The 23,013-nt window shown below is 41.6% G+C and carries 18 protein-coding genes and 1 pseudogene; 5 read left to right on the forward strand and 14 right to left on the reverse strand.

Translation table 11 applies throughout. From position 1 onward, the window contains the following. The first annotated feature begins 27 nt into the window (after positions 1 to 27). Complete coding sequence (locus tag AK825_RS13895) at positions 28 to 2,475, forward strand: penicillin acylase family protein (protein ID WP_068038730.1); 2,448 nt, start codon at positions 28 to 30, stop codon at positions 2,473 to 2,475. 447 nt (positions 2,476 to 2,922) lie between these two features. Further along, entirely contained in the window at positions 2,923 to 4,461 is a 1,539-nt protein-coding gene (gene hemN, locus AK825_RS13900; RefSeq protein ID WP_068038733.1) for an oxygen-independent coproporphyrinogen III oxidase, read from the forward strand. Between the two features lie 88 nt (positions 4,462 to 4,549). On the opposite strand, the gene AK825_RS13905 is transcribed toward hemN, so the two are convergent. The 4 genes and pseudogenes from AK825_RS13905 to AK825_RS13920 form a co-directional block, all read right to left on the reverse strand. Continuing rightward, positions 4,550 to 5,410 (reverse strand): SPFH domain-containing protein, encoded by an 861-nt coding sequence (locus AK825_RS13905; RefSeq protein WP_068039533.1) that lies wholly within the window; start codon positions 5,408 to 5,410, stop codon positions 4,550 to 4,552. Between the two features lie 341 nt (positions 5,411 to 5,751). Next, positions 5,752 to 6,207, reverse strand: a pseudogene (locus AK825_RS13910) (NfeD family protein); the annotation flags it as partial. A gap of 228 nt (positions 6,208 to 6,435) precedes the next feature. Beyond that, entirely contained in the window at positions 6,436 to 6,984 is a 549-nt protein-coding gene (locus tag AK825_RS13915) for a porin family protein (RefSeq protein WP_068038736.1), read from the reverse strand. 230 nt (positions 6,985 to 7,214) lie between these two features. Beyond that, positions 7,215 to 7,745 carry a porin family protein gene (locus AK825_RS13920; RefSeq protein ID WP_068038740.1) on the reverse strand — a complete coding sequence of 177 codons (531 nt, stop codon included), beginning with the start codon at positions 7,743 to 7,745 and terminating at the stop codon, positions 7,215 to 7,217. A 292-nt stretch (positions 7,746 to 8,037) separates the two neighbouring features. Between AK825_RS13920 and AK825_RS13925 the strand changes: the two genes are divergently transcribed. After that, entirely contained in the window at positions 8,038 to 9,270 is a 1,233-nt protein-coding gene (locus tag AK825_RS13925) for an 8-amino-7-oxononanoate synthase (protein ID WP_068038743.1), read from the forward strand. Positions 9,271 to 9,445: 175 nt separating this feature from the next. Then, positions 9,446 to 10,255, forward strand: a complete 810-nt coding sequence (locus AK825_RS13930) for a methyltransferase domain-containing protein (RefSeq protein ID WP_068038745.1) — start codon at positions 9,446 to 9,448, stop codon at positions 10,253 to 10,255. Between the two features lie 98 nt (positions 10,256 to 10,353). Here the strand turns inward: AK825_RS13930 and dnaK are convergent, their stop codons facing one another. Next, the gene (gene dnaK, locus AK825_RS13935) at positions 10,354 to 12,294 is read right to left on the reverse strand and encodes a molecular chaperone DnaK (RefSeq protein ID WP_068038747.1); all 1,941 of its coding nucleotides are present in this window, start codon (positions 12,292 to 12,294) and stop codon (positions 10,354 to 10,356) included. A gap of 284 nt (positions 12,295 to 12,578) precedes the next feature. Continuing rightward, on the reverse strand, positions 12,579 to 13,184 hold the full coding sequence (gene grpE / locus AK825_RS13940; protein ID WP_068038751.1) for a nucleotide exchange factor GrpE: 606 nt from the start codon (positions 13,182 to 13,184) through the stop codon (positions 12,579 to 12,581). 347 nt (positions 13,185 to 13,531) lie between these two features. Here grpE and AK825_RS13945 point away from each other — a divergent pair, with 347 nt between their 5' ends. After that, on the forward strand, positions 13,532 to 14,977 hold the full coding sequence (locus AK825_RS13945; protein WP_068038752.1) for an alpha/beta hydrolase: 1,446 nt from the start codon (positions 13,532 to 13,534) through the stop codon (positions 14,975 to 14,977). Here AK825_RS13945 and AK825_RS13950 read toward each other — a convergent pair. The 8 genes from AK825_RS13950 to dprA all read right to left on the reverse strand — a co-directional run bounded on the left by AK825_RS13950 (position 14,954) and on the right by dprA (position 22,992). After that, positions 14,954 to 16,096 carry a metallophosphoesterase gene (locus AK825_RS13950; protein WP_068038755.1) on the reverse strand — a complete coding sequence of 381 codons (1,143 nt, stop codon included), beginning with the start codon at positions 16,094 to 16,096 and terminating at the stop codon, positions 14,954 to 14,956. The two genes, AK825_RS13945 and AK825_RS13950, sit on opposite strands and share 24 nt — an antisense overlap. A gap of 148 nt (positions 16,097 to 16,244) precedes the next feature. Beyond that, positions 16,245 to 17,339 carry a metallophosphoesterase gene (locus tag AK825_RS13955; RefSeq protein WP_227514085.1) on the reverse strand — a complete coding sequence of 365 codons (1,095 nt, stop codon included), beginning with the start codon at positions 17,337 to 17,339 and terminating at the stop codon, positions 16,245 to 16,247. 294 nt (positions 17,340 to 17,633) lie between these two features. Next, on the reverse strand, positions 17,634 to 18,596 hold the full coding sequence (locus tag AK825_RS13960; protein ID WP_068038758.1) for a TIGR01777 family oxidoreductase: 963 nt from the start codon (positions 18,594 to 18,596) through the stop codon (positions 17,634 to 17,636). A gap of 23 nt (positions 18,597 to 18,619) precedes the next feature. Continuing rightward, entirely contained in the window at positions 18,620 to 19,120 is a 501-nt protein-coding gene (locus AK825_RS13965) for a hypothetical protein (RefSeq protein WP_068038760.1), read from the reverse strand. Positions 19,121 to 19,236: 116 nt separating this feature from the next. Beyond that, entirely contained in the window at positions 19,237 to 20,187 is a 951-nt protein-coding gene (locus tag AK825_RS13970; protein WP_068038764.1) for a fatty acid desaturase, read from the reverse strand. Positions 20,188 to 20,308: 121 nt separating this feature from the next. Then, entirely contained in the window at positions 20,309 to 20,827 is a 519-nt protein-coding gene (locus AK825_RS13975; RefSeq protein WP_068038767.1) for a MarR family transcriptional regulator, read from the reverse strand. Between the two features lie 127 nt (positions 20,828 to 20,954). Beyond that, the gene (locus tag AK825_RS13980) at positions 20,955 to 21,584 is read right to left on the reverse strand and encodes an L-threonylcarbamoyladenylate synthase (protein WP_068038770.1); all 630 of its coding nucleotides are present in this window, start codon (positions 21,582 to 21,584) and stop codon (positions 20,955 to 20,957) included. Positions 21,585 to 21,741: 157 nt separating this feature from the next. After that, complete coding sequence (dprA, locus tag AK825_RS13985) at positions 21,742 to 22,992, reverse strand: DNA-processing protein DprA (RefSeq protein WP_068038774.1); 1,251 nt, start codon at positions 22,990 to 22,992, stop codon at positions 21,742 to 21,744. Positions 22,993 to 23,013 lie beyond the last annotated feature (21 nt).

Below are 23,013 nucleotides of genomic sequence, written 5' to 3' on the forward strand. Positions count from 1 at the left end.
ACCAATTAACCATGGATGGGTAAGCTTATGAGCATCAAAGTGCTTAATCAGCGTGTATGCACACTCACGCTATTGACGGTAGCAGTATCATTAGGATTGTCCGGCTGTTTCGGAGATGACGATGATAACTCTTACACTCCTTCTGTGACGTATTCAGCAGATATCCAGCGTACTGAATTCGGCATACCACATATCACTGCTAAGAATTATAAAGGTCTAGGCTACGGTGTAGGTTATGCTTTTGCTGAAGATAATATCTGCTCGTTGGCGCGTGAAATTGTGATTGCCAATGGTCAGAGCATGCTTTATTTAGAAGATGACGGTAACGTCGCTAGTGACATCTTTTATACGTGGTATAACTCCCAAACCCGACGTGCTGAATTCTTAGCGGCTCAAGACCCAGAAGTTATCGACGCTGTCAAAGGCTATGCTGCTGGTTATAGTCGCTATTTACGCGATAAAGGCGTGGCTAATCTTGACCCTGATTGTGCCGGAGCTAAATGGGTACGTGAAATCAGTGTCGATGATTTGCTAGCTCTTTATGGTAAAGCCAACTTGCGCGGTGGATTATCTAACTTTGTGGGTCCAATCGTTGCAGCAGCGCCACCAGCACAGAACAGCATAATGAGTAGCTCTAGAATGCGTTCTATTGGCCCAGAACCCGAAGTTGAATTTGATATGACCACCATCAATGTACTAGATGGCGGCAGTAATGCTTATGCGTTAGGCAAAGATGTTACCGATACCAAAAGCGGTATACTATATGGCAATCCACACGAGCCGTGGAATGGAGTCCAGCGCTTTTATCAATTCCATCTTACCTTACCCGGTGAGCTTGACGTCATGGGTGCTGCCCAACAAGGTCAACCGTTCCCCAATATCGGCTTTAACAAAGATGTCGCTTGGAGTCATACTGTTTCTACCGCCAAACGCTTTACTCTTTATCAGTTGAGCCTAGTGAACGGCGACCCCATGAAGTACAACTATAAAAATAGTGACGGTAGTGTCGAACAACGTGACATCGAGAAGGTCGATGTGACTATCCAATTGCCTAATAATGAAACGTTGGTGCAGCCCATCTATCTTTCGCATTTTGGTCCTATGCTAGCGGTTGATAAGGTTAACGGTGGCTTGCCAGCTTGGGGTGCTAATAATTTGGCATTTACGATTCGTGATGCAGCATCGGAGAACCCACGATCACTTAATCAATGGCTGGGCATGAACAAAGCCACCAGTGTTGAAGATTTAAAAGATAGTATGCAAGATATCGTCGGCTTAGGGTTTGTTAATACCATTGCCACTGACAGAAATGGCAAAGCACTTTACGCTGATATCTCGACAGTACCTCACGTTACGGCACAAAAATTAAATACCTGTATTACCAATCAACCATATCTACAAGCGTTGGTTAGCTTCGACTTGCCAGCACTAAACGGCAGCACGGCTGACTGTGAATGGGGTAATGATGCAGACTCACCACAAGCAGGCATCTTTGGACGCTCAAACTTGCCATTCTTAATTCGTAATGACTATGTCGCCAACTCAAATGACAGTTATTGGTTGAGCAATCCTGAAGAGCCACTAACTGGTTTTTCACCACTGTTGCGTCGACGCTTGCAGCCATTTGTAGGGCCTAATCCTGTAAACGGTGTGCCGCTGCTGATGCGTACTCGCATGGCATTTGAGCAGATACTAGATCGACTCGACAATTCGGACGGTCTTGGTGGTACTAAATTTACTGTAGACAACCTTCAAGATGTCGTTTATGGCAATCGCAGTTATGTTGCCGAGTTGGTACTTGACGATGTATTAGCGGATTGTAATGCCAATCCAATCATGCCGTTAACCAGTGGTGCAACCATTGATGCTACTCAAGCCTGTAATGTCCTAACCAACTGGGATCGTCGTGACAACCTTGATAGCAAAGGCGCTCACGTATTTAGAGAGTTCTGGCGTAATGTCAACTTCACTGAAACAACTGATGCTGCGTTTAATGTTAAATTTGATGTGAATGATCCGCTCAATACGCCTCGCGATTTAATCATCGATAGTGATACGCGTAAAGCTTTAGGTGATTCAATCGCGTTTTTTAATGGCAAAAACATAGCCCTTGATGCCAAGTTAGCGGATCTACAATATGTAATCGATGCAGGCATGAACAACGCAAAAATCCCTATGCATGGTGGGCTAGGACGTGAAGGAATATTCAACGTTGCACAAGGTCAAGGTTTAAATGAGGATGGTACCTACAAACCAATTAGTAACGGTCCAACTTATATGCAGACAGTGACCTTTGATGATAAAGGGCCTGTTGTAGAAGCGTTGCTGGCCTACTCGCAATCGGCGGATACCACAAGACCGTATCACCGTGACCAAACGCGTCGCTACTCGAATAAAGAGTGGATTCGCCTACCTTTTAGCGCTAGTGAAATCTCCAATCAAGCGGTTGGTAATAAGATTAAATTAAGAGAATAGCTCTAGGGTAAATTGAAGTAAGTATTATAAAGACATACATAAGAGCTCAGATAAACTCTGGGGTTCTTTGCTTATTATCGAAAAATTATATCTAATAACTGATTAACAACGTCCGTAGTTTTCTAAAAACTAAATAGACTATTAGCCCTTATTCTATGCTATGAGGTTAAATCAGAGTGGCAGAAGACGAATTGACAATCAGTGAGCGCCAACATTTACAGTCTTTTTTGGACAATAATTCTTTAAACAATTAATTCATAGCTATCGAGTCAAGTGTGGGGGTACAAAAACCAATCAACCACCACAATAATAGTAAGGATTTGCTATAATAGTCGCTATATATTTAGCCATTAATACCCTATCAAAAACTTTGATAGACCATGTTTTAGCCTTTAAAGTATAGCTATTTTTATCTTAGATAGATGGATTTGGTATAAGGAATGCCCCATGAGTGAAGTGAACAGTAACACCCAGCAGCCTTACAACCATGCTAATGAGCAGCCGACTACGGTACGCCCTGTCATGCAGCCTGACAATCCGTATGCCAGTACGCGCGGCAGCATCATGACTAAGCAGCTACCCGCATTCGATGAAGCGATTATAAATAAATACAACCGCTCAGGGCCGCGTTATACTTCTTACCCGACCGCTTTAGAGTTCTCACCGATGCCAGAGGGACTTGAGACAAAAATCCTGCAGAATCGTGAAGCTCGTGCCCCACTATCACTATATTTCCATATTCCATTCTGTCGTCATCTTTGCTACTACTGCGCCTGTAATAAAATTATCACCAAAAAAAATAGCGACTCAGGCGATTATCTGCAGTATTTAATCGCTGAGATTAAGCACAAACGTCGCTTATTAGCTACGCCAGATGATAGTGATAAACCACTCGTCAAGCAGCTACATTTAGGCGGTGGTACGCCAACGTTTTTGCGTGATGAAGAAATGGTACAGCTGTGGGAGTTTTTGCAGACGCAGTTTGAGTTTTTACCTGAAGATGAAGGCGACTACTCTATTGAGATTGATCCACGTGAGCTAAGTGGTGAGACCTTAAAAGTATTACGCAACCTCGGTTTTAACCGAGTAAGTTTAGGGGTGCAGGACTTAGATGAGATGGTACAAATCGCGGTCAATCGCGTGCATTCAGCAGAGTTGATTGAAAACGTGCTCACTGAAGCGCGCGAATTGGGCTTTCACTCTATTAATATTGACCTGATTTATGGTCTGCCGCATCAAACGCCTGCTACCTTGGACAAAACGGTACGCCGCATTATCGAGATGTCGCCAGATCGTCTGTCGGTATTTAACTATGCACATCTGCCTGAACGCTTTAAAGCCCAGCGTCAGATTAAAGATGAGGATTTGCCAGATCCAGTGGCTAAGCTCGCTATGCTTGGCAACACCATCAATACGCTGACCGAAGCTGGTTATCAATATATCGGTATTGACCACTTTGCTAAGCCTGATGACGAGCTGGCTGTCGCACAGCGTGAAGGCAAATTACATCGTAACTTCCAAGGTTATACCATCATGGGCGACTGTGATTTGCTAGGTTTTGGCGTCTCATCCATCAGTCAAATTGCCAATACCAACACCCGCTATATCCTACAAAACGATACGGATCTACAAGCTTATCAAGCCAGTATCGATGCGGCGCAAAACAACCCTGCTATCATGCCGGCGGTAAAAGTTATTAAAACGTCAATAAAGGATCGCTTACGTGAATATGTGATTATGAACTTACTCTGTCACGACTATATCGACTTTAGAGACGTCAATCAAAAATTCGGTATCGATGCTATTACTTACTTTATTGATGAAATTCAACAGTTGGGCGAGATGCAAGAAGATAAGCTCATCGATATGGATGCCGCCGGTATTCGCGTATTACCAAAAGGTCGTCTGCTTGGTCGTAACGTGGCCATGGTGTTTGATGAATATCTTGATAAGAAGCATAAAAATCGCTTTTCTAAAGTTATTTGATTTTATTATCTTCTAAATTAAAAAGTAGCCATAAAAAAGACCTCAACTGAGGTCTTTTTCGTGTACGTTTATAGTCGTCTATCGTCTGTTAAACTTTCAATTTATCACCAACCATACCCTTAACCGTACTTAGGATATCAGCGGGTAATACTACCATTTTCGAATTATTAGATTCAGCCAACTGACGAATCGACTTGATATACTGCTCACCAAGCAAATAGACAATCGGCATCTCTTCATCTCCCATGGCAGCGGTAATAAGACGAATCGACTCTTCAGACCCTTTAGCCAGTACGACTTGCGCTTCGGCATCACGACGTGAAGCCTCTAGGCGACCATCCGCTTCCAAGATAGCAGCCTGTTTTTGACCATCGGCACGCGTCACTGTCGCACGACGTAGACGCTCTGCCGCTGCTTGCTCTTCCATTGACGCCTGCATGGTTTGCGAAGGGTTAATATCTTGAATCTCTACCGTTTTTAGCGTAATGCCCCAATCAGCAATATCTTCTGAAATCGCATGCTTGAGCAATGCTTTGATCTCATCACGACTAGATAATGCGCTGTCCAAATCCATCTCACCGATGATTGAACGCAATGAGGTTTGTACTAGATTGCGAATCCCGTACTCGTAGTCTTCGATACCATAAACTGCTTTATCAGGACGTACGATATTAATATAAGCAACCGCGTTAGCGATAATTACCACATTATCGCGGGTAATTACTTCTTGTGACGGAATATCTAATACAATATCTTTCGTTGTTACTTTATAGGACACCGTATCAATAAAAGGAATAATCAGCGTTAAACCAGGCTCTAGCGTTTGATTATATTTGCCTAAACGCTGCACGATCCATTTATAGCCTTGCGGTACGATACGCACTCCCTTAAAGACGGTCAGGGCAATTAAAGCAACTAATACCAGCATAACGATACTAATACTATTCATGCTACTCACGATGCTATTCATAATGCTCTCCTTGAACCATTGCCATAAATGGTGCAGCAATGTCTTATTTATTTAATCTCTACAACTCCGATGTATCTTACGATCTTGCAAGTCATTGCTATGCTGAAAAGAAAACAATATCTCATGCTACTAAATAAACGTTGCCAATAAAGTGCTGAGACCGCTTACTTATCTGTAAACTTTTTTTTAAGACGATCTCTATCAAGACCAGGTTTATTAAGATTTAACCTATTAACCTGAGCTTTACTTGCGACAGGACGACTGCCAACAACAGGGGCAATATTAGGCTGATTAACGATAGGTGCTTCTATACGCTTAGTTGGCGCGACGATCAGCTCATTACCGCTGATATCAGTGACAACAACTCGATCACCCACCTCGACCGTTTCATCATGTGTCCGGCATGGCCATTCATCTGCACCCACAATGGGTACATTGAAACGTACCATTCCAAGTTTACCCGCTTGCGGCTTAACGACAATCATACCAGTTTCACCGATAATCACACTGCCACCCAATCCAGCTTTTGTACGGTCTATCGATAATGGCTTAATATATTTAACCCAAGCAAACATGAACAATACCGACAAAGCTAGCCAAATAATAACTTGTAATATTAAGGGGACAGGTAATAACCATGACAGAGCAGCAACGATAATAGCAGCAGCGCCAAACCAAAGGCTTGCAAAGGTAGGGATAAATATCTCAGCAATCATTAATAAAAAGCCCAATACCAGCCAGTGCCAAGGTTCAATCATCCAAATAGTCTCAATCATCAGCGTACCCTCCTTTGCAGTTCTAGCTTTTAATGTAGCACATTTTGTCGCTTAATAATGTCTTAAAAATCAATACAGTATTGTCATTCATGGGAATGATGTAGCTTGGTTTATGAAGATATAGTTTTCAAATAAATTTAAACAAAAAAAACGACCACATTAAGTGATCGTTTTTTCTGTTTTACTAAGCTTCGATGTCTATTTTTCTAAACTTGTCTATTAATAAGCTTAGAATTTTAGATTTGCACCTAAAGTCAGTAAAGTAATATCTTCAGCAACATAAGCATATTCAGTTTCAATGCTCATGTTAGGGTTAAAGTTATAACCTAAACCAATACCACCAGCAAGACCACTATCACTATCGCTTTCACTAATAGAATTTCCGAAATTGTCACTTAAAGAAGCATCAATTTCAGCTTTAGCAAAGCCTAGTTTACCTTTGGCATATAGACCAGTATTAGGGAATTGATAACGGTAAGTACCGTAAGCACCATAAGTTTTAAGGTCATATTCAGCTTTAACGATACTAGTACCTGTGTCAATATCAGTGTCACTAGAGCCTACATACTCAACTTCAGCACCAAAGTTAGAATCGAAATTATAACCAGCATAAACACCATAAGCAGTAGGATCGTCTAAATCATCAGTATCTACCAAAAATTTACCAACTTTAACACCAACATACGGCTGCCCTGCATAGTTGACTGCCGCTTGTGCACTAACACTCATCAAAGAACCAGCTACTAAAGCCAGTAATGTTTTTTGTAAAGCTTTCATCATATTTCCCCAAAATAATTTTTAATCAATATTCTTATAAAGATTACTATTTACTATAAAACCATCTTATCCAAAAATGGTGGCGGTATATTAACAGGGTTAATTACTAAAGCAAACAACTGTTTTATCTTAATGGTATTAAGCAAAAAAAAACGACCACATTAAGTGATCGTTTTTTTTGTTTTACTAAATCTTGAAGCTTATACTTTTTAGTTTATTCGCTAACAATCTTAGAATTTCAATTGAGCGCCGACTGTCATAAGGTCTGCATCATTACCTAGCATGTCGTATTCAGCTTCGACACTAAAGTCCGAGTTAACTGAGTAACCAAGACCTACACCACCAGCAATACTGGTATCACTATCAGAGAAATTACGTGTCAAAGTACCTTTGCCTTCTACTTCAGTTTTAGCGACACCTAATTTACCTTTGGCATATAAGCCGGTATTTGGGAAAGCATAACGATAAGTACCATATGCGCCATAAGTTTTGGCATCAACTTCACCGTTATAGTAATCAGCATCATCTGAACCTACATATTCAGCTTCAATACCGAAGTTAGGGTCAAAGTTATAACCGCCATAAACACCGTATGCTGTTGGATCATCTGTACCAGAACGATCTAAGTCGAACTGACCAACTTTCACACCAACGTATGGTTGACCAGTGTAGCCATTACCATAAGATACAGCGGCTTGTGCGCTCACGCTTAATAAAGAACCAGCTGCTAACGCAAGTAGAGTTTTTTGTAGAGTTTTCATTGTTATCTCCTTGAAACGAAATTTGACAAACAAGTTAGTTATTAGTGTTGGCTGTTATAGCCATATCGCCTTGTTTGCTAACGATGAGTACATAGTAACAAACTATTTCAAAGACTCTGTCAGTGTTTAATAGTATGAGGGTTAAGATTTGCAAGTGTTTATCATCACTCTGGTTACAAACCCAAAGATATGAAATTTTTTGTTACAAGTAGCTATTTTGTGCAATACTTCCCACTTATTAGTTAGATAATTAATGCCAAAAATTAGAAGTAAGGTAAAGGAATATATAAATATGGCAAGTTTTATAGTGGCGCAATTGCAAGAATCATTGACACACTTGAAATCCCAGCAGCAATATCGTCGTTTACCAAGCCTAGAACATCAGGGACGTTACGTGATTAACCAAGGCAACACTCTACTTAATATTGCCAGTAACGACTATCTAGGCCTAGGCTGCGACATTGAGTTGCAAACTGAGTTCCTAAATAAAGTAGAAAAGTTGCCATTGGCACAGCTACCTAAGATGAGTGCCACTTCCTCACGGTTGCTCACAGGGAATGATACACAGTTGCAAGCACTAGAATCTGAGTTGCAGAATTGGTATCAGGCAGCCGTCCGCAAACAAAATGCAGATAAGTTAAAATCGGTGTTGGTATTGAACAGCGGCTATCATGCTAATATTGGTATCTTGCCAGCACTAACGGCGCTACCAATCAAGACCCTTATTTTGGCAGACAAACTGGTACATGCCAGTATCATCGATGGACTACGTTTGAGTCAAAGCAAGATGGTCACTTATCGTCGCTACCGTCATAATGATTATGAGCATTTAGCTAAATTTATTGCGCAAGCAGATCCAACTGTTGAGCGCATTATTATTGTCACTGAAAGTATTTTTAGTATGGATGGTGACCGTGCTGATTTGCTTCAGTTAGTGCATTTAAAAGCCAAAGATTCTCGCATTGAGCTTTATGTCGATGAAGCACATGCAGTCGGTATTTTAGGCGCTACAGGTTTGGGACTAGCAGAAGAAACACATACCTTGGCTGATATTGATTATTTGGTCGGTACCTTTGGTAAAGCATTTGCTTCAGTTGGTGCTTATATAATGTGTGATGATGTCGTCAAGCAATGGCTGATTAACACCATGCGCCCGCTGATTTTTAGTACTGCGCTCCCTCCTATCAATCATGCATGGACACGCTTTATCTTGGCAAAGATGCCAAAACTAAATGATCAACGCACACATCTAGCACAGTTATCTATGAAACTTAGTCAAGCCATCAATCACCTACATCCTGTGTCGTCAACTACCCAAAATATAAGCTATGATTCACCTATTGTTCCCTATATATTGGGCGATAATGGGCGTGCTCTGGCCAAAGCGCAACAACTGCAAGCGGCAGGATTTTACGCATTGCCTATCAGACCGCCTACCGTTCCTGCAAACACAGCTCGTATTCGTTTAGTCATGAATGCCAAACTGACGAATGAAGACTGCGATCGATTGATACAACAATTATGATTCTATTATGCAGTAGAAGGCTAACTATATAGAGTCGCTCAAAGATAATTTGAATACTAGGAAGGCGAGTACAAGTACTGCCAATAGTAGACTGAGAGCGCCTGACACCGTATCCGATTTAGATAGGATTGACTATATCAAGCGACAATTGACTTACTTGGATGTGATAAACAATATGGAAATGCTCGCCACACCTTATAACTTCAGCGCCAGAAAACAGACCATCGCTCGTCATTTTTCTAATGCCAGCGACTATGACCAACATGCCAATATTCAGCAGCAAGTCTGTCAGTATTTATTGGCCAGTATTGCTCATAACAGACAAGATAGTGTGTTAGAAATTGGTGCAGGCACCGGTCAAATGACACGCCTACTAGCGGCATGTATTCAAAGTCAGCATTGGCTTATCAATGAGTTGTGCACGGAACAAGCTACTACATTGCAATCAATTTTACCAACCGCCAAAATAGCGATTGGTGATGCTGAGACGATGGATTTCGAGAGACTACATAGCTTGATCATTAGTGCCAATGCGATACAGTGGTTTGATAACCCTTTAAGTTTTGTAGTGCAATCAGCATTGTGCTTACAAGCTAAAGGTCAATTGTTATTTAATACCTTTACTTCAAATAACTTTCTCCAAGTTAAAGCATTAACTGGTCAAGGACTACACTATCCAGATATTGATGAATGGCGATTTGCACTGGCTGATGCCGGCTTTGAGAAAATTCAGCTATCGACTCAGCGCTTTGATTTACCGTTTGCTAATCCCTACGCTGTATTGAAACATATGAAACTGACAGGAGTGTCGACCAATCTAACGCAGACCCAATCTACTAACTCCCAACCTTTTATATGGACAAAAGCACGTTTAAAACAATTTGAGCTGGATTATTGGCAGCATTTTTCAGCACAAGATGAAGATGGTCAGGCTTACGTTAATTTGACTTATGAGGTACTGACAGTAAATGCTTTTAAACCATAAAAACACAACGTATCGTGTAGTAATGATAATAACCATAAAAAAAACGCACCCCGAAGGATGCGTTTTTTTAATTTAATTACTTATGATTATATAAGTTCTTATTTTTTGTCTTCGTTTACTTCAGTAAACTCAGCATCGACCACGTCATCATCAGCTTGGCTACTATCAGCTGATTCAGCTCCTTGTTGGAACTGACTTGGATCCATACCTTCAGCGCCAGCACCGGCTTCAGCATAAATCTTCTGACTGACTGGCAAGAAAGCATTGTCTAACGCTTCAAGCTTCGCTTTGATGTCATCATGATCATCTTCTTTAGCAGCTGTTTCAAGCTCAGAGATAGCGGTTTCTACTGTTGATTTTTCTTCATCAGTCACTTTGTCTTCAGCTTCTTTCAATGCTTTTTGAACCGCATGGATACGACCATCAGCTTCGTTACGAACTTGCGCTAAGTTAGCAAATTTCTCGTCTTCTTCAGCGTTGGCTTCAGCGTCACGCACCATTTGTTCAACTTCTTCATCTGTCAAGCCAGAGTCTGCTTTGATCTGGATGCTCTGTGCTTTACCAGTACCTTTGTCAGTTGCTGAGATGTTCATGATACCGTCAGCGTTGATATCAAAAGTTACTTCGATCTGTGGTAAACCGCGTGGCGCTGGTGGAATCTCAGTCAAATCAAAACGTCCAAGCTGTTTGTTTTGATTGGCGATTTTACGCTCACCTTGATACACCTGAATCGTTACTGCTGGCTGGTTGTCTTCTGCCGTTGAGAATACCTGTGATTTCTTGGTAGGAATCATGGTGTTTTTCTCAATAACAGGCGTCATTACACCGCCCATCGTTTCGATACCTAGTGTCAATGGCGTAACATCAAGCAATAGTACGTCAGTTTTGTCACCAGACAATACCGCACCTTGAATCGCTGCACCAGCGGCTACTGCTTCGTCAGGGTTCACGTCTTTACGTGGCTCTTGACCGAAAAATTCTTGTACTTTTTTCTGTACTAGTGGCATACGAGTCTGACCACCGACTAAGATAACATCATCGATATCGCTGAGTTTAATACCAGCATCTTCAAGAGAAATCTTACAAGGACCCATCGTGCGCTGAACTAGCTCTTCAGTTAGGCTCTCTAGTTTTGAGCGACTGATAGTGACGACTAAATGCTTAGGACCACTGCTATCAGCAGTAATATATGGCAAGTTCACTTCAGTGCTTTGCGCGCTTGATAACTCAATTTTAGCTTTCTCTGCCGCTTCTTTTAGACGCTGCATCGCAAGAGAGTCACCTTTAAGGTTCACGTCTTGCTCTTTTTTGAATTCAGCAACTAAATATTCAATCAAAGCTGAGTCAAAGTCTTCACCACCAAGGAATGTATCACCATTGGTTGCTAGTACTTCAAACTGCTGCTCGCCATCAACGTCAGCGATTTCGATGATTGATACGTCAAACGTACCGCCACCTAAGTCATAAACAGCAACCGTGCTATCGCCTTGCTTTTTGTCCATACCATAAGCAAGTGCAGCCGCTGTTGGCTCGTTGATAATACGCTTTACATCAAGACCAGCGATTTTACCCGCATCTTTAGTTGCTTGGCGCTGTGAATCGTTAAAGTAAGCTGGTACGGTAATAACCGCTTCAGTCACACTTTCACCAAGATAGTCTTCGGCGGTCTTTTTCATTTTTTTCAAGATTTCAGCAGAAACTTGTGGTGGTGCTAATTTCTTACCGTTAACTTCGACCCAAGCATCGCCATTATCAGCTTTAGCGATTTTGTATGGCACCATGCCGATGTCTTTTTGCACCACTTTGTCATCAAAACGACGACCGATCAGACGTTTGATTGCAAACAAAGTGTTGTTTGGGTTGGTGACTGCTTGACGCTTGGCTGACTGACCAACAAGCGTTTCGTCATCTTTATAAGCGACGATAGATGGTGTAGTACGTGTACCTTCAGCGTTTTCGATGATTTTAACTTTATCACCTTCCATTACGGCTACACACGAGTTAGTTGTACCTAAATCAATACCAATTACTTTACCCATAATTAATTACTCCAAATTTATTCTAGATTACTGTTTATAAGATTGCTGCTTATCTAAGCTACTTTGTATATTGGTTGCTAGGCGCATTTACTGTTCATACTATTGAGCTGTACTGAATAAATGCGACTAGACTTGGTATATCAGACCTTAAGTGGTCACTTGTTGCTTTATATCGGTTTACGTTTATGGTTTTTCAAGTCAATGACAGTACATTAACTCGGTTTTGTGTGAAGTTTTGTGAATATCCCTACTTTTGCTAAGGCTTACCTTCATTCCCACTTCGATTACTGACCGACACGTACCATAGCGGGACGCAATAGGCGACCATTTAAGTTATAGCCTTTTTGCAACACAGTGCCAACGATATCCGCTTCTGCTTCTGGGTCAATACCTACTGCTTCATGGAAATCAGCATTAAACTTCTCGCCTTGTGGATCAACCACTTCTACGCCATGCTTATTGAGTACGGTTAGCAGCGCTTTATGAGTCAATTTAACACCTTCAGCGACTGGATCTTCAGGATCAGCCATCTCGACAGCACGCTCTAGGTTATCGACGACCTCTAACAATTCTTTAGCAAATTTTTGCAAAGCGAATTTTTTGCTTTTATCCGCTTCTTGCTCCATACGCTTTTGCGCATTGTAAGCTTCAGCATTGGCTCGAGCGGTACCTTCTTTAGCTTGTTTGACCTCACCTTCAAGCTCAGCGATACGCGTGTGAAAAGCATCGATATCGATATCGTTTTCGATAGTATTGTCTTCGCCAGAGTTATTTCCTGGATTAAACTCTTTCATAGTTTCCTCTAAAATGCTTTCATCACGGTCGATATTGCTCTGTGCCGCTTTTGGGTCATTTGCGTCAAACTCGTGGTTGGGTGCTTGTTCAGTCATGATAGCTCCTTATGATTTTATTAATGAGTCTTAAACTTAATGTAAAATAAAACCGCTAAGCGCGGATTTGTTATAAATGGATTTGTTGGAAATAACCGCTTGGTATAATTATGTTCTGATAGCTGCTTGATAAAGGCCATAGGGGCAAATTTCAAGCCTAAACAAGATGAATTTTTAGCTTTTGATGAAATAATGAGCTTTAATAGACAACGATGGACTTAAAAGATACTAAAAGCTGAGAGTAAGTGGCTCAACAACATGATAATTTTATTATCTGTCATAAGTCGCTAACCTTTATATATTTTCGAACTCATTCTCTCACTTGGTTGAATTTACTAAGGAATGTTATGCCAGTCCTACCAATTCCATCCGTAAATGTACTGGTAAGTAAAATTGCTAATACAATAAAAGCGCTACGCAGTCGAGCAAGCAGTGATGCATCAGAACGTAGTCCATCAAAAGGCAGTTCAGCAAAAGGTAGTAAACTGCTAATTAATCATCTAAACAATAGCCTTTCTAGTGATATTCACCACTCAAAAGCGAGCTATCAAAAGCACGCATTTCACTATGTGCTAAAAGGTCTCGGCTATCTGCCTACGCCCCTACTTGAAAGGCTTAATACCTCTTTACAGGGTTCTAACACTAAGCAATACCCACATGCTGATGCCCACTTGCGTTTGATTATAGCGCTAAATAATAAGCTTAAGCGCCCGCTACGTATCGATAAACTGACTACGTTACGACATAAATTTGCAGCTGACGCAGTCGCTATGCAAGCGCCAAACGTCTGGCAACAACTGGATAATGATTTAAAGCTGCCGATTAAAGATAATGCAGAAATCAACGCAAAAAATAACGCGAAAACTAGCACACAACGTAAGGCAGAAACTGGCGCAACGGTTCGCTGGCAAGATGAAATAATAGCTAACGCTGACGGCGATGATATGACGGTGCGCTGTTATCAGCAGCATGGGCAAAGTGTTGATGAAACTAACCGCGATAAAACAGTCATGTTGTTCTTTCATGGCGGCGGGTTTTGTATTGGCGATCTTGATACTCACCATGAGTTTTGTCACGCAGTCTGCAGACAAACAGGTTGGCCTGTGGTCAGTGTCGACTATCGATTGGCGCCAGAGTACGCTGCCCCAACCGCTCTTAGAGACTGCCTAGCTGCTTATGAATGGTTAGCTGAGCACTGCCATACTTTGGGTGCCTTGCCATCGCGTATTGTACTATCAGGGGATAGTGCTGGTGATTGCTTAGCCATCTTGGTCGCTCAACAAATCACTGCGCCAGATGCTACGCAATGGTTGAATTTAGAGTTAGATGAAAAAGACATGATTAATAAGTTGCAAGACTTGCCTAGTCCACTTGCCCAACTTCCTCTCTATCCTGTGACCGATATCGAGACGAATTATCCTAGTTGGGCATTATACGGTAAAGGGTTATTGCTCGATTACAATGATGTGGAAGTGTTTGACACAGCCTACATGCAACATAGTACTTTGACAGGCTCACACCCGCTTACATCGCCTATGCACGGTAATAACACGCATATGTGTCCTAGCTACATTGTGGCGGCTGAACTAGATATCTTACGTGATGAGGCTCTAGTTTACGCTGACCAATTACAAGATAGTCGTATCGCGACTAAGACCTATACTGTGCTAGGCGCGCCGCATGGCTTCATTCATTTAATGAGTATTCATAAAGGTATTGGTCATGAGACGGCTGGTATTATTGACAAGTTTGCCAGCTTTGTCCGTCAATTACTTACCACTAAGAGTGATTAACCAAATCTCTGAGCGCGAACCCAAGCGAAACGGAATACCCCAAAAACCATAGCCGGATGACACTACAAAGTGTCCATGACCAATCGCTTCATAACCATAACCTAGACGGTTAATAGCACTGACGATAAAATTAGCAGGAAATACCTGTCCATTATGAGTATGTCCTGCCACTTGTAAATCAATGGGTAGCTGGCTATGTTCAACAATATCGCTAGGGCGATGGTCTAGTAATATAATGGGCTCATCTACATTTACTTGCGCCAGTAATTCTGTCGTCGCTACGCGCTCACGTTTATGATTATCAAAACGGCCAACCAACCAAATCGGTTGATCTTGATGCGTCAAGCAGACTACATCATCGTTCAACAAATGCACGCCAGCACTACGTAAAGAATAACTAATGGGCTGTTCATGCCCGTATAAATCATGATTGCCTAATGTCGCATAGACCCCGTAAGGCAGGCTAGCACATAGTTCAGTTAAGTTTGCCTGCATATCATAGGCTGTAAATGCTTCGGTATTATCATCCATAATATCGCCCGGCATTAACAGTATATCCGCTTCAGACTGAACGACAAGGCGACGTAGCCTATCTATCGCACCGCTACCAAACAGTCGACCAATATGTAAATCACTGGCTACCGCAATACGCAGTTGCCCTACCATCGGTTTATTAATATTAATAGTTTTTTTACGCACAACAGGTACGTAGGCGCTATATAAAGCATAAATGAACAGACCGATAAAGATAAGCAGAGCGAGCACTCGTAGTCCAAATGCAATCACCGAAGCATTACTAACTGAAGCATTACTAATAGTGCCATCACTAAGGGTTACTATTAGCCAATAACCTCCGTATAACAAGCTGATTAGCAACGCGGTTAGTACCATGAAATGCATGAACAACATCCAACTACTCACCCAGCGATAGCTATTGGCAAACACTCTTTTGACACTCAGTAGCAGCAAACTATTGGTAATGATAAATATAGTTACCATTACTGCGGTTTGTAAGGTAGTCGTTGTCCAAGGCTGTAACCACCATTGTAAGCTTAGCGCAGCTCCTAAACTAAAAAGCTGCAACAGTACAAAAATGGTGATAAAAAATGCGTAGCGCATGAGTAATTCCAGAGTGATTTTGGTATTTAAAGAAATTTAGACAAGACAAAAAATTTTAAGCGGAAGTTTGGTAACGTATAAAAAGCCTCTACTATGCTTATATAGTAGAGGCTTTTAGCATGGGCATTAGGTCATTTATTTAAACAGTTTATGGAGCAGATTGTAACCTAATCATCCATATCTCAGAGCGCGTTCCTAGCCTAAATGGTACAGGACCAAAACCATAGCCTGAAGATACTAGAAACTGCGTATTTTCTATATTTTTGGTACCGTGTACCAGTGGTTGAAACCACTGTTTTAGCATCGTCAATGGAAATATCTGTCCGCCATGCGTATGTCCCGATAAGTGCAAATCTACGGGTAAATCGCTGATCTCTTCTAGCGCTGTAGGACGATGCTCTAAAAATATAGTCGGCTTATCGGTATCAACCTTCGACAGTAATTCTGATGCTGATAAGCGTGTAGAATCTACATCGTCTGAACGCCCGACTAACCACACTGACTCGTTAAGCAATACACTCTCATTATCCAGTACTGTGATACCTGCATCTGTTACCGCTTCAGCGATTGCTTCTTCGTACCCTAAATAATCATGATTTCCTAATACAGCATACACGCCAAGCGGCGCTCGCAGTTTTGATAATCGCTCATGCATATTGGTTTTGTCGTAATAGATAGTAGTATCATTCATAATGTCACCTGCCAGCACTACCATGTCAGCATCCTGAGCATCGATGAGATTGACCAACCTATCTATCTGTCGATTGCCAAACCATCTACCTAAGTGCGTATCGGATACTAAGGCAATATCTATTGGCTCATTCAATGGCTTGGTTGTCGTAACAGTTAACTGATGTACCACTGGCGAGTAAGCATTAAATACCGCTAAACTTACGATGCCAATATATATCATTATGCCGATGCTACGTATGAGCTTAGGTCGGCACTGACCTTTCAATAACTTATAATATATCAGAGCAATAGCGGCGGTAATCAGCGCAGCATAGATCATAAAGCCTTGCAAAATACCCACGACTAAATAGATATGAAAAGGTGCGAGCCAAAAATCACTAAGCCCATAAACGAGCGCCACATTATTAATGATGAAAATGGATGGTAAAATTGCTTTTTTTATAATCGAACGTTTTGGCTTAATGAGCCACCATAAGATAACGCTTGTGGTTAACGCCAGCAGTTGGGTGATGATAATAAAGAAAAACCACATAATAATATCTGATTGCATAAAGATGGCGTCATCTTATAACAAATTTATGCGAATCTGTATTGCTGAAACTTTTTTCATAGATATTCCACTTTCTGCCTACTAATATTAGAGCGTGTCATCAATTAGCACATTTATAAAATTAGTAGTCTTAAAATCTAAATGATGACATGCCCCAGTTTTATCAAAAACTTTGTTCGAGCCTTTATTCTTATCATCCTTACCTTACAAAATCTAATGACTTATTAGGATATATATCTACTGTATAGGTTTCACGTGAAACAGTATTACCTTCTATAATTTTTGCTATCTTCACTATTTCTGATCTTCTAACGCCTGCTTAAACGTTGGTTGCTTAAACTCATATCCTGCGTCCTGTAATGCTTGTGGCAATACCCTTTGCCCATCAATCAGTAGCGTCGACATCTCACCGAACATCAGCTTAAGCAAAAACTCTGGCAAAGTGAAAAACGTTGGACGATTTAGCCATGATCCAAGTGCTTTGGTAAAAGTATGATTGGTTACTGGGTTAGGCGCAGTGAGGTTATAGACCAGCGCTGGCGTATCATTTGTGGTTTTTAGCGAGTTATCCTGCGTGGTCTGACCGTTCGTATAATCAGTACAATGCTTTTCAATGATAAATATCGCAGCCCCTACCCAGTCTTCACGACTGACCCAGCTCATAATTTGATTGCCATCACCCAATTGTCCACCGACGCCCATCTTAAACGGTGTTAAAAGCTTACCCAGCATACCGCCATCAGGATGAATCACCACACCAGTGCGCACAATAGCCACAGGTACGCCATGTTCAGTGGCCTTGAGCGCTAACTGCTCCCAATCATCACATAATTTATGAGCAAAATCCGTCTCAAAACTACTACTTTCAGTCAATGGCTTATCACCTTGCACTCCATACCAGCCAATCGCGGAACCGCTAACCAGCAGTTTAGGCTTGGCGCTACTGCGTGCAATAAATGCTAATATTGACTCGGTAGGCTTAACGCGGCTCGCCATTAGCTGCTCTTTACGGGTATCGCTCCAACGCGAGTCTGCAATCCCAGCACCTGCTAGATTTAGAACGACATCGAAGCTTTTATCAGTCTTTGCAAGCTCATCATAAGTCATCATAGCGATATCGTCAGGGTGTGCTTGGCTGCTATCACGAGTCAACCAAGTAATATGCAGCTCTTTATTCTGTGCGCGGTAACGTGTCATCAGCTCACGACTAAATGCACTACCTAAGAATCCTGAGCCACCACTGATTAGAATATTCATACCTTACTCCCTATATCTTTTGCTTAGCATTCAGTTGAAATTAATCCTTTGTAACTATCCTCTTCCTTTTCGGATGTTATATCAAAACCACTTTTACATACTTTTGGTAAAGCAAGGCAACTAGCGATAACAGCATTTACAGCGCCGAACAGGCCTACGATAAACATAAAAGCTAATAGCACCCCAATTTCCATCCATGAGTGTATCCCTAAATATATGACGATTACGCCCATATAAAATGCAGATGACACAAATCCAATTAAAAAGGACATACGTATACTTTTATGATCACCGCGCCATATCTTTTTACTAGCAACGATAATACCTGTTGATAAAGCAGGGATAAAACCAAGTAATCCAACATATAGTATTGGTTGATAACTAATCTGGACAAAATCTGCTTCTCTAAATATCAATAAAACGCACAATTGCACAATCAGCCCACCAATAACACTACCAAGCCCTGCAAATAAGATAATGACTTGTAAATAAGGATAAGCATCAACCCTGTCATTCATTTTCATTATATTTATCCTATAAAAGTTCATCGTTAACTTAGTATAAATAGGGTTTTGGTAGCGCTAATGAATTTGCCATGGATAATTGGTGGATAAGTATCTCAGTTTTTCTAGTCTATCCATTACGCAAAACGTTTACGAATAGGACACTCGCCATCATCGTTGCTATGGTGATAGCTATCTTTTATTTTGTTCCATCGATTTTTTATAAAGTCCGTAACAGCAGACATATCGGGCAATACATGCTGATCGGTCAAGTGTGGCGCTACTGCATCCAAACGCTTAGCTAACTCCGGTAAATGATTGGATGGCACAGCAGGAAATAGATGATGCTCTACGTGATAGAGCAAGTTAAAAGTCAATATGTTGACCAATGGGTTACGCTCAGTGCGGGCTAGCGTTTCATCACAATCATGATGCACACCCCACACAGCAATGATTCCGACACTAGCATTTGCCAACATCATGGTCAGTAAGTGATACATCAACACTTGCGCTAACATGGCAAGAGCTGGGATAGTCAACGCGGTCAATACAAGGGCAACTAAGATAACTAAAGCAATTAAACTAAACTCTAACCAAGCCAAGTTTTGATTGCGGCGACTACTTAGACGCATTCCTTGGCGATAGATATCGAACCGATAGGTTATGCCGCCTATCATCGCTTGCCACCATGACACTTTTGCCAGACTACCCTCAATATCACTATCGCCCAGAGGGTCACGATGATGCTCCATATGAGTGGCTCGAATGCTATGCAAGCTGGTCATCAATAACACACTAAGCAACAGCAATATGGCGGTAGTCGCACGTTTACCTGTACCTAAGCTATGATGATAACCATCATGAGCTTGGCGAAAGGCCGCAGCAAAAAACAGATACGACGCGCCGCACGCTAGTACATACCAAGATTGACTGGCAAACCACCATGACAGCAATAAAAACGGATAAGGCAAAATAAGGTTATAAGTAATTTGGCCGCGAGTCAGCTGGTGCAAGTCTTTCCACTCTACTGAGCTAACAGCATCTTTGATCGCTTGCTCTTTATTACCATGTGTTTTATTTGCTTTCATGTCACACATCCATTTGTCATTACTGCTACTAAAGGGAGTCTATATAAGCGCTACATCATTACATTAATTTCTGTTAAAACAGAAATATGTACTCAAAATTTTTTATTTTTACATAGTTAGATTATCCTAGAACCTTTTTAATACTCGCACCTAGTTTCAAAATTTTTTTAAGGGCGCTAGTCGGTAGTCTAAGCATCTCAGATGACCAAGTGGTAACTGTATCAACGAATTCTTGGGTATCACGAATACGTGCTTTTACTTCGCTATTTTCATGTTCAAACTCAGGGCTATTCATCAGTTCTTGTAAAAACTGTACTGTTGGATCCAGCTCACGCTTTTGGCGTTCAACTACAATGATACGTGCGAGCTCCCAAACATCAGTATTGGTCGTAAAATGATCTCGCCTGTCACCTAATATCGAAACCTTTTGTACCAATCCCCAATTTTGCAATTCTTTAATACTGTTTGAAACATTAGAGCGAGCAACCCCAAGAGTTTCGGTGATTTCTTCAGCATCTAACGGCTTACCAATGATATATAACAATGCATGAATTTGTGACATGGTGCGATTGACACCCCACTGCGAGCCCATTTCGCCCCAATGTAAAATAAATTTTTCGGTCACAGGATTTAGTTTCATGATTGATATCTACTCACTATTTTCTAGAATTTATAACTGCCTTCTTGACTCATAGTGCGCCATTCTTTTATTTCTGTCAATAGTGAAATTAAGTAATCATACTGACTGTTTGAATGATTGCTACCCCCTAACGAACGATGAGGCCTGTGGTTGCATCACAAATTTGGCTTGGTAAGGTATAACCTAGGGTCTCAGCTTTTAAGTAGCTGATTTGCTCGCCGAAATAAGCATAGGCATCAGTAAAGCTCATAGCAGGGGGCTGCCCTGATGGATTACAGCTTGTGGAAACTAATAGCCCAAACGGATTATGAGCACTTACCATCTGTTGGCATAACTGACGGATAATAGGGTGAGCGATAACTCTAACAGCGACAGTTTGGTGCTGACCCCTTATCCAAGGAGGTATGCTTGTAGCAAGTGTGCTCGGAATAGGCAATAACCAAGTATGCGCTTGCTGCTCTTGAGTATAATCAGTATTGTTATCTGTCTGCCAGCTTTTCACGACTTGCTCACGTTGAGCATCTTCTAATACCTCTAATAAAGGTGTTAAACGCTCTGCACTATCGGTAATGACGATCATACCTTTAGCTTGTGGACGCTGTTTGATAGCTAAAATACGCTGAACTGCCGCTTCATCATAAGCATCACAGCCAATACCCCAAACGCTTTCCGTTGGATAAGCAAGTAGCTGCCCTTCTTTAAGCCACTTAGCAGCTTGGACGACAGAGTCGGTAATGAATGGTGCGGATTGTTTCATGACTTGAATACTTCAGGATAATAGAAGATTAAGCACTCATAATAACATATGATAAAGAAAGACTAGGATAGCGGAGTTTGAAATTGTCGAAATTGTTCTTAGCTTAAATACTCAATAACTGGAGTACAAAGAAACTTTGAGATAAAAAAACATGACTTTAGACGCGCAAATAACGCCCGCCCTGCACGTTGATAACGCCCAATAACTCAAGCTCCATCAACTGCCCAATGAGCTGCGGCGGTACAATCTCAGTGGCAACCAATAGCGCATCTAAATCTTGTCCATGCCAGTCAAGTTGAGCATAAACGACCTTTAAATGTTCAGGTACGACTATCGCGCTGCGAGGGGATTTGATATTAGATGACGCTGGTTGGTCAGCAGTTGCGATAGGACTTCCGCTAGTGTCTATAGAGCTAGAGGACGGGACGCTCTGCAATTGATTACTGTTAGATTTGAGTATATTTACTGACTGATAGGTTTTACTATCATAATCCAGCTGACCATTAACATCTTCTAGCACTTGCTTAGGATGATAAATCAAAGTCGCGCCTTCACGTATCAGGTGATGGCAGCCTTCAGCATTACTATTATCAATATGACTTGGAATCGCAAAGACTTGTTTGCCTTGCTCAGAGGTTAGACGCGCAGTAATTAGCGAACCGCTTTGAACAGTAGCCTCTGTTACAATCGTCGCCAAGCTCAGTCCAGCAACTAAACGGTTACGACGCGGAAAAGTATGTTTGTGCGGCTGCGTGTGTGGCAATAGCTCACTGATAATACAGCCACCTTGCTCGATAATCTGAGCAAATAATTGATCATGATGGTTGGGATAGTACACATCAATACCCGTACCCATGACACCAACGGTACGACCTTGATATTCACGATCGGCTTGAGCTAACGCACCTAAATGCGCCCGCTTATCGACGCCCATTGCAAGGCCGCTTGTGACGACGTAACCTGCCTGCGCTAAATACTGTGCTATATCAAAAGTGATTTTTTGCGCATGGGCGGTGGGTTTTCGGCTACCCACGATAGCGATTTGTGCTTGCTGCAAGCGCGCGCTATTACCACGATAAAATAGCAATGGTGGCGGATCATAAATTTGCAGGAGCTGAACAGGATAATCGGGTTGATCGGCAAATAGCAGGCTATAACGTTTCTCTATCAGCGCTTGCTGAATTTTATCGATACTGGCCAGCGTTTGCTCTGGCTGTTCATGACGTTTAAGGTGAGTGTGGTGAATACCTAACTGTCGCCATGCTTCTACCGTAGCCTGCCAAGCAAGCTGTGCATCACCAAAAGACATAATAAGCTTATGATAAGCAGACAATGATGCATTTACCTCATACCACAATGCCAATATAGCGCGCTGTTCAACTGATAAAGGAGGTAAATGTACCGTCATGACTGTTTTACTCGTAGATAA

The sequence above is a fragment of the Psychrobacter sp. P11G5 genome (genome assembly GCF_001593305.1).
GTDB lineage: Bacteria > Pseudomonadota > Gammaproteobacteria > Pseudomonadales > Moraxellaceae > Psychrobacter.

What these genes read in the sequence shown, in the direction of transcription:
- AK825_RS13895 (WP_068038730.1), top strand. Translation starts at nt 28, where the DNA reads ATGAGCATCAAAGTGCTTAATCAGCGTGTATGCACACTCACGCTATTG.
- hemN (WP_068038733.1), top strand. Translation starts at nt 2,923, where the DNA reads ATGAGTGAAGTGAACAGTAACACCCAGCAGCCTTACAACCATGCTAAT.
- AK825_RS13905 (WP_068039533.1), bottom strand. Translation starts at nt 5,410, where the DNA reads ATGAATAGTATTAGTATCGTTATGCTGGTATTAGTTGCTTTAATTGCC.
- AK825_RS13915 (WP_068038736.1), bottom strand. Translation starts at nt 6,984, where the DNA reads ATGAAAGCTTTACAAAAAACATTACTGGCTTTAGTAGCTGGTTCTTTG.
- AK825_RS13920 (WP_068038740.1), bottom strand. Translation starts at nt 7,745, where the DNA reads ATGAAAACTCTACAAAAAACTCTACTTGCGTTAGCAGCTGGTTCTTTA.
- AK825_RS13925 (WP_068038743.1), top strand. Translation starts at nt 8,038, where the DNA reads ATGGCAAGTTTTATAGTGGCGCAATTGCAAGAATCATTGACACACTTG.
- AK825_RS13930 (WP_068038745.1), top strand. Translation starts at nt 9,446, where the DNA reads ATGGAAATGCTCGCCACACCTTATAACTTCAGCGCCAGAAAACAGACC.
- dnaK (WP_068038747.1), bottom strand. Translation starts at nt 12,294, where the DNA reads ATGGGTAAAGTAATTGGTATTGATTTAGGTACAACTAACTCGTGTGTA.
- grpE (WP_068038751.1), bottom strand. Translation starts at nt 13,184, where the DNA reads ATGACTGAACAAGCACCCAACCACGAGTTTGACGCAAATGACCCAAAA.
- AK825_RS13945 (WP_068038752.1), top strand. Translation starts at nt 13,532, where the DNA reads ATGCCAGTCCTACCAATTCCATCCGTAAATGTACTGGTAAGTAAAATT.
- AK825_RS13950 (WP_068038755.1), bottom strand. Translation starts at nt 16,096, where the DNA reads ATGCGCTACGCATTTTTTATCACCATTTTTGTACTGTTGCAGCTTTTT.
- AK825_RS13955 (WP_227514085.1), bottom strand. Translation starts at nt 17,339, where the DNA reads ATGCAATCAGATATTATTATGTGGTTTTTCTTTATTATCATCACCCAA.
- AK825_RS13960 (WP_068038758.1), bottom strand. Translation starts at nt 18,596, where the DNA reads ATGAATATTCTAATCAGTGGTGGCTCAGGATTCTTAGGTAGTGCATTT.
- AK825_RS13965 (WP_068038760.1), bottom strand. Translation starts at nt 19,120, where the DNA reads ATGAAAATGAATGACAGGGTTGATGCTTATCCTTATTTACAAGTCATT.
- AK825_RS13970 (WP_068038764.1), bottom strand. Translation starts at nt 20,187, where the DNA reads ATGAAAGCAAATAAAACACATGGTAATAAAGAGCAAGCGATCAAAGAT.
- AK825_RS13975 (WP_068038767.1), bottom strand. Translation starts at nt 20,827, where the DNA reads ATGAAACTAAATCCTGTGACCGAAAAATTTATTTTACATTGGGGCGAA.
- AK825_RS13980 (WP_068038770.1), bottom strand. Translation starts at nt 21,584, where the DNA reads ATGAAACAATCCGCACCATTCATTACCGACTCTGTCGTCCAAGCTGCT.
- dprA (WP_068038774.1), bottom strand. Translation starts at nt 22,992, where the DNA reads ATGACGGTACATTTACCTCCTTTATCAGTTGAACAGCGCGCTATATTG.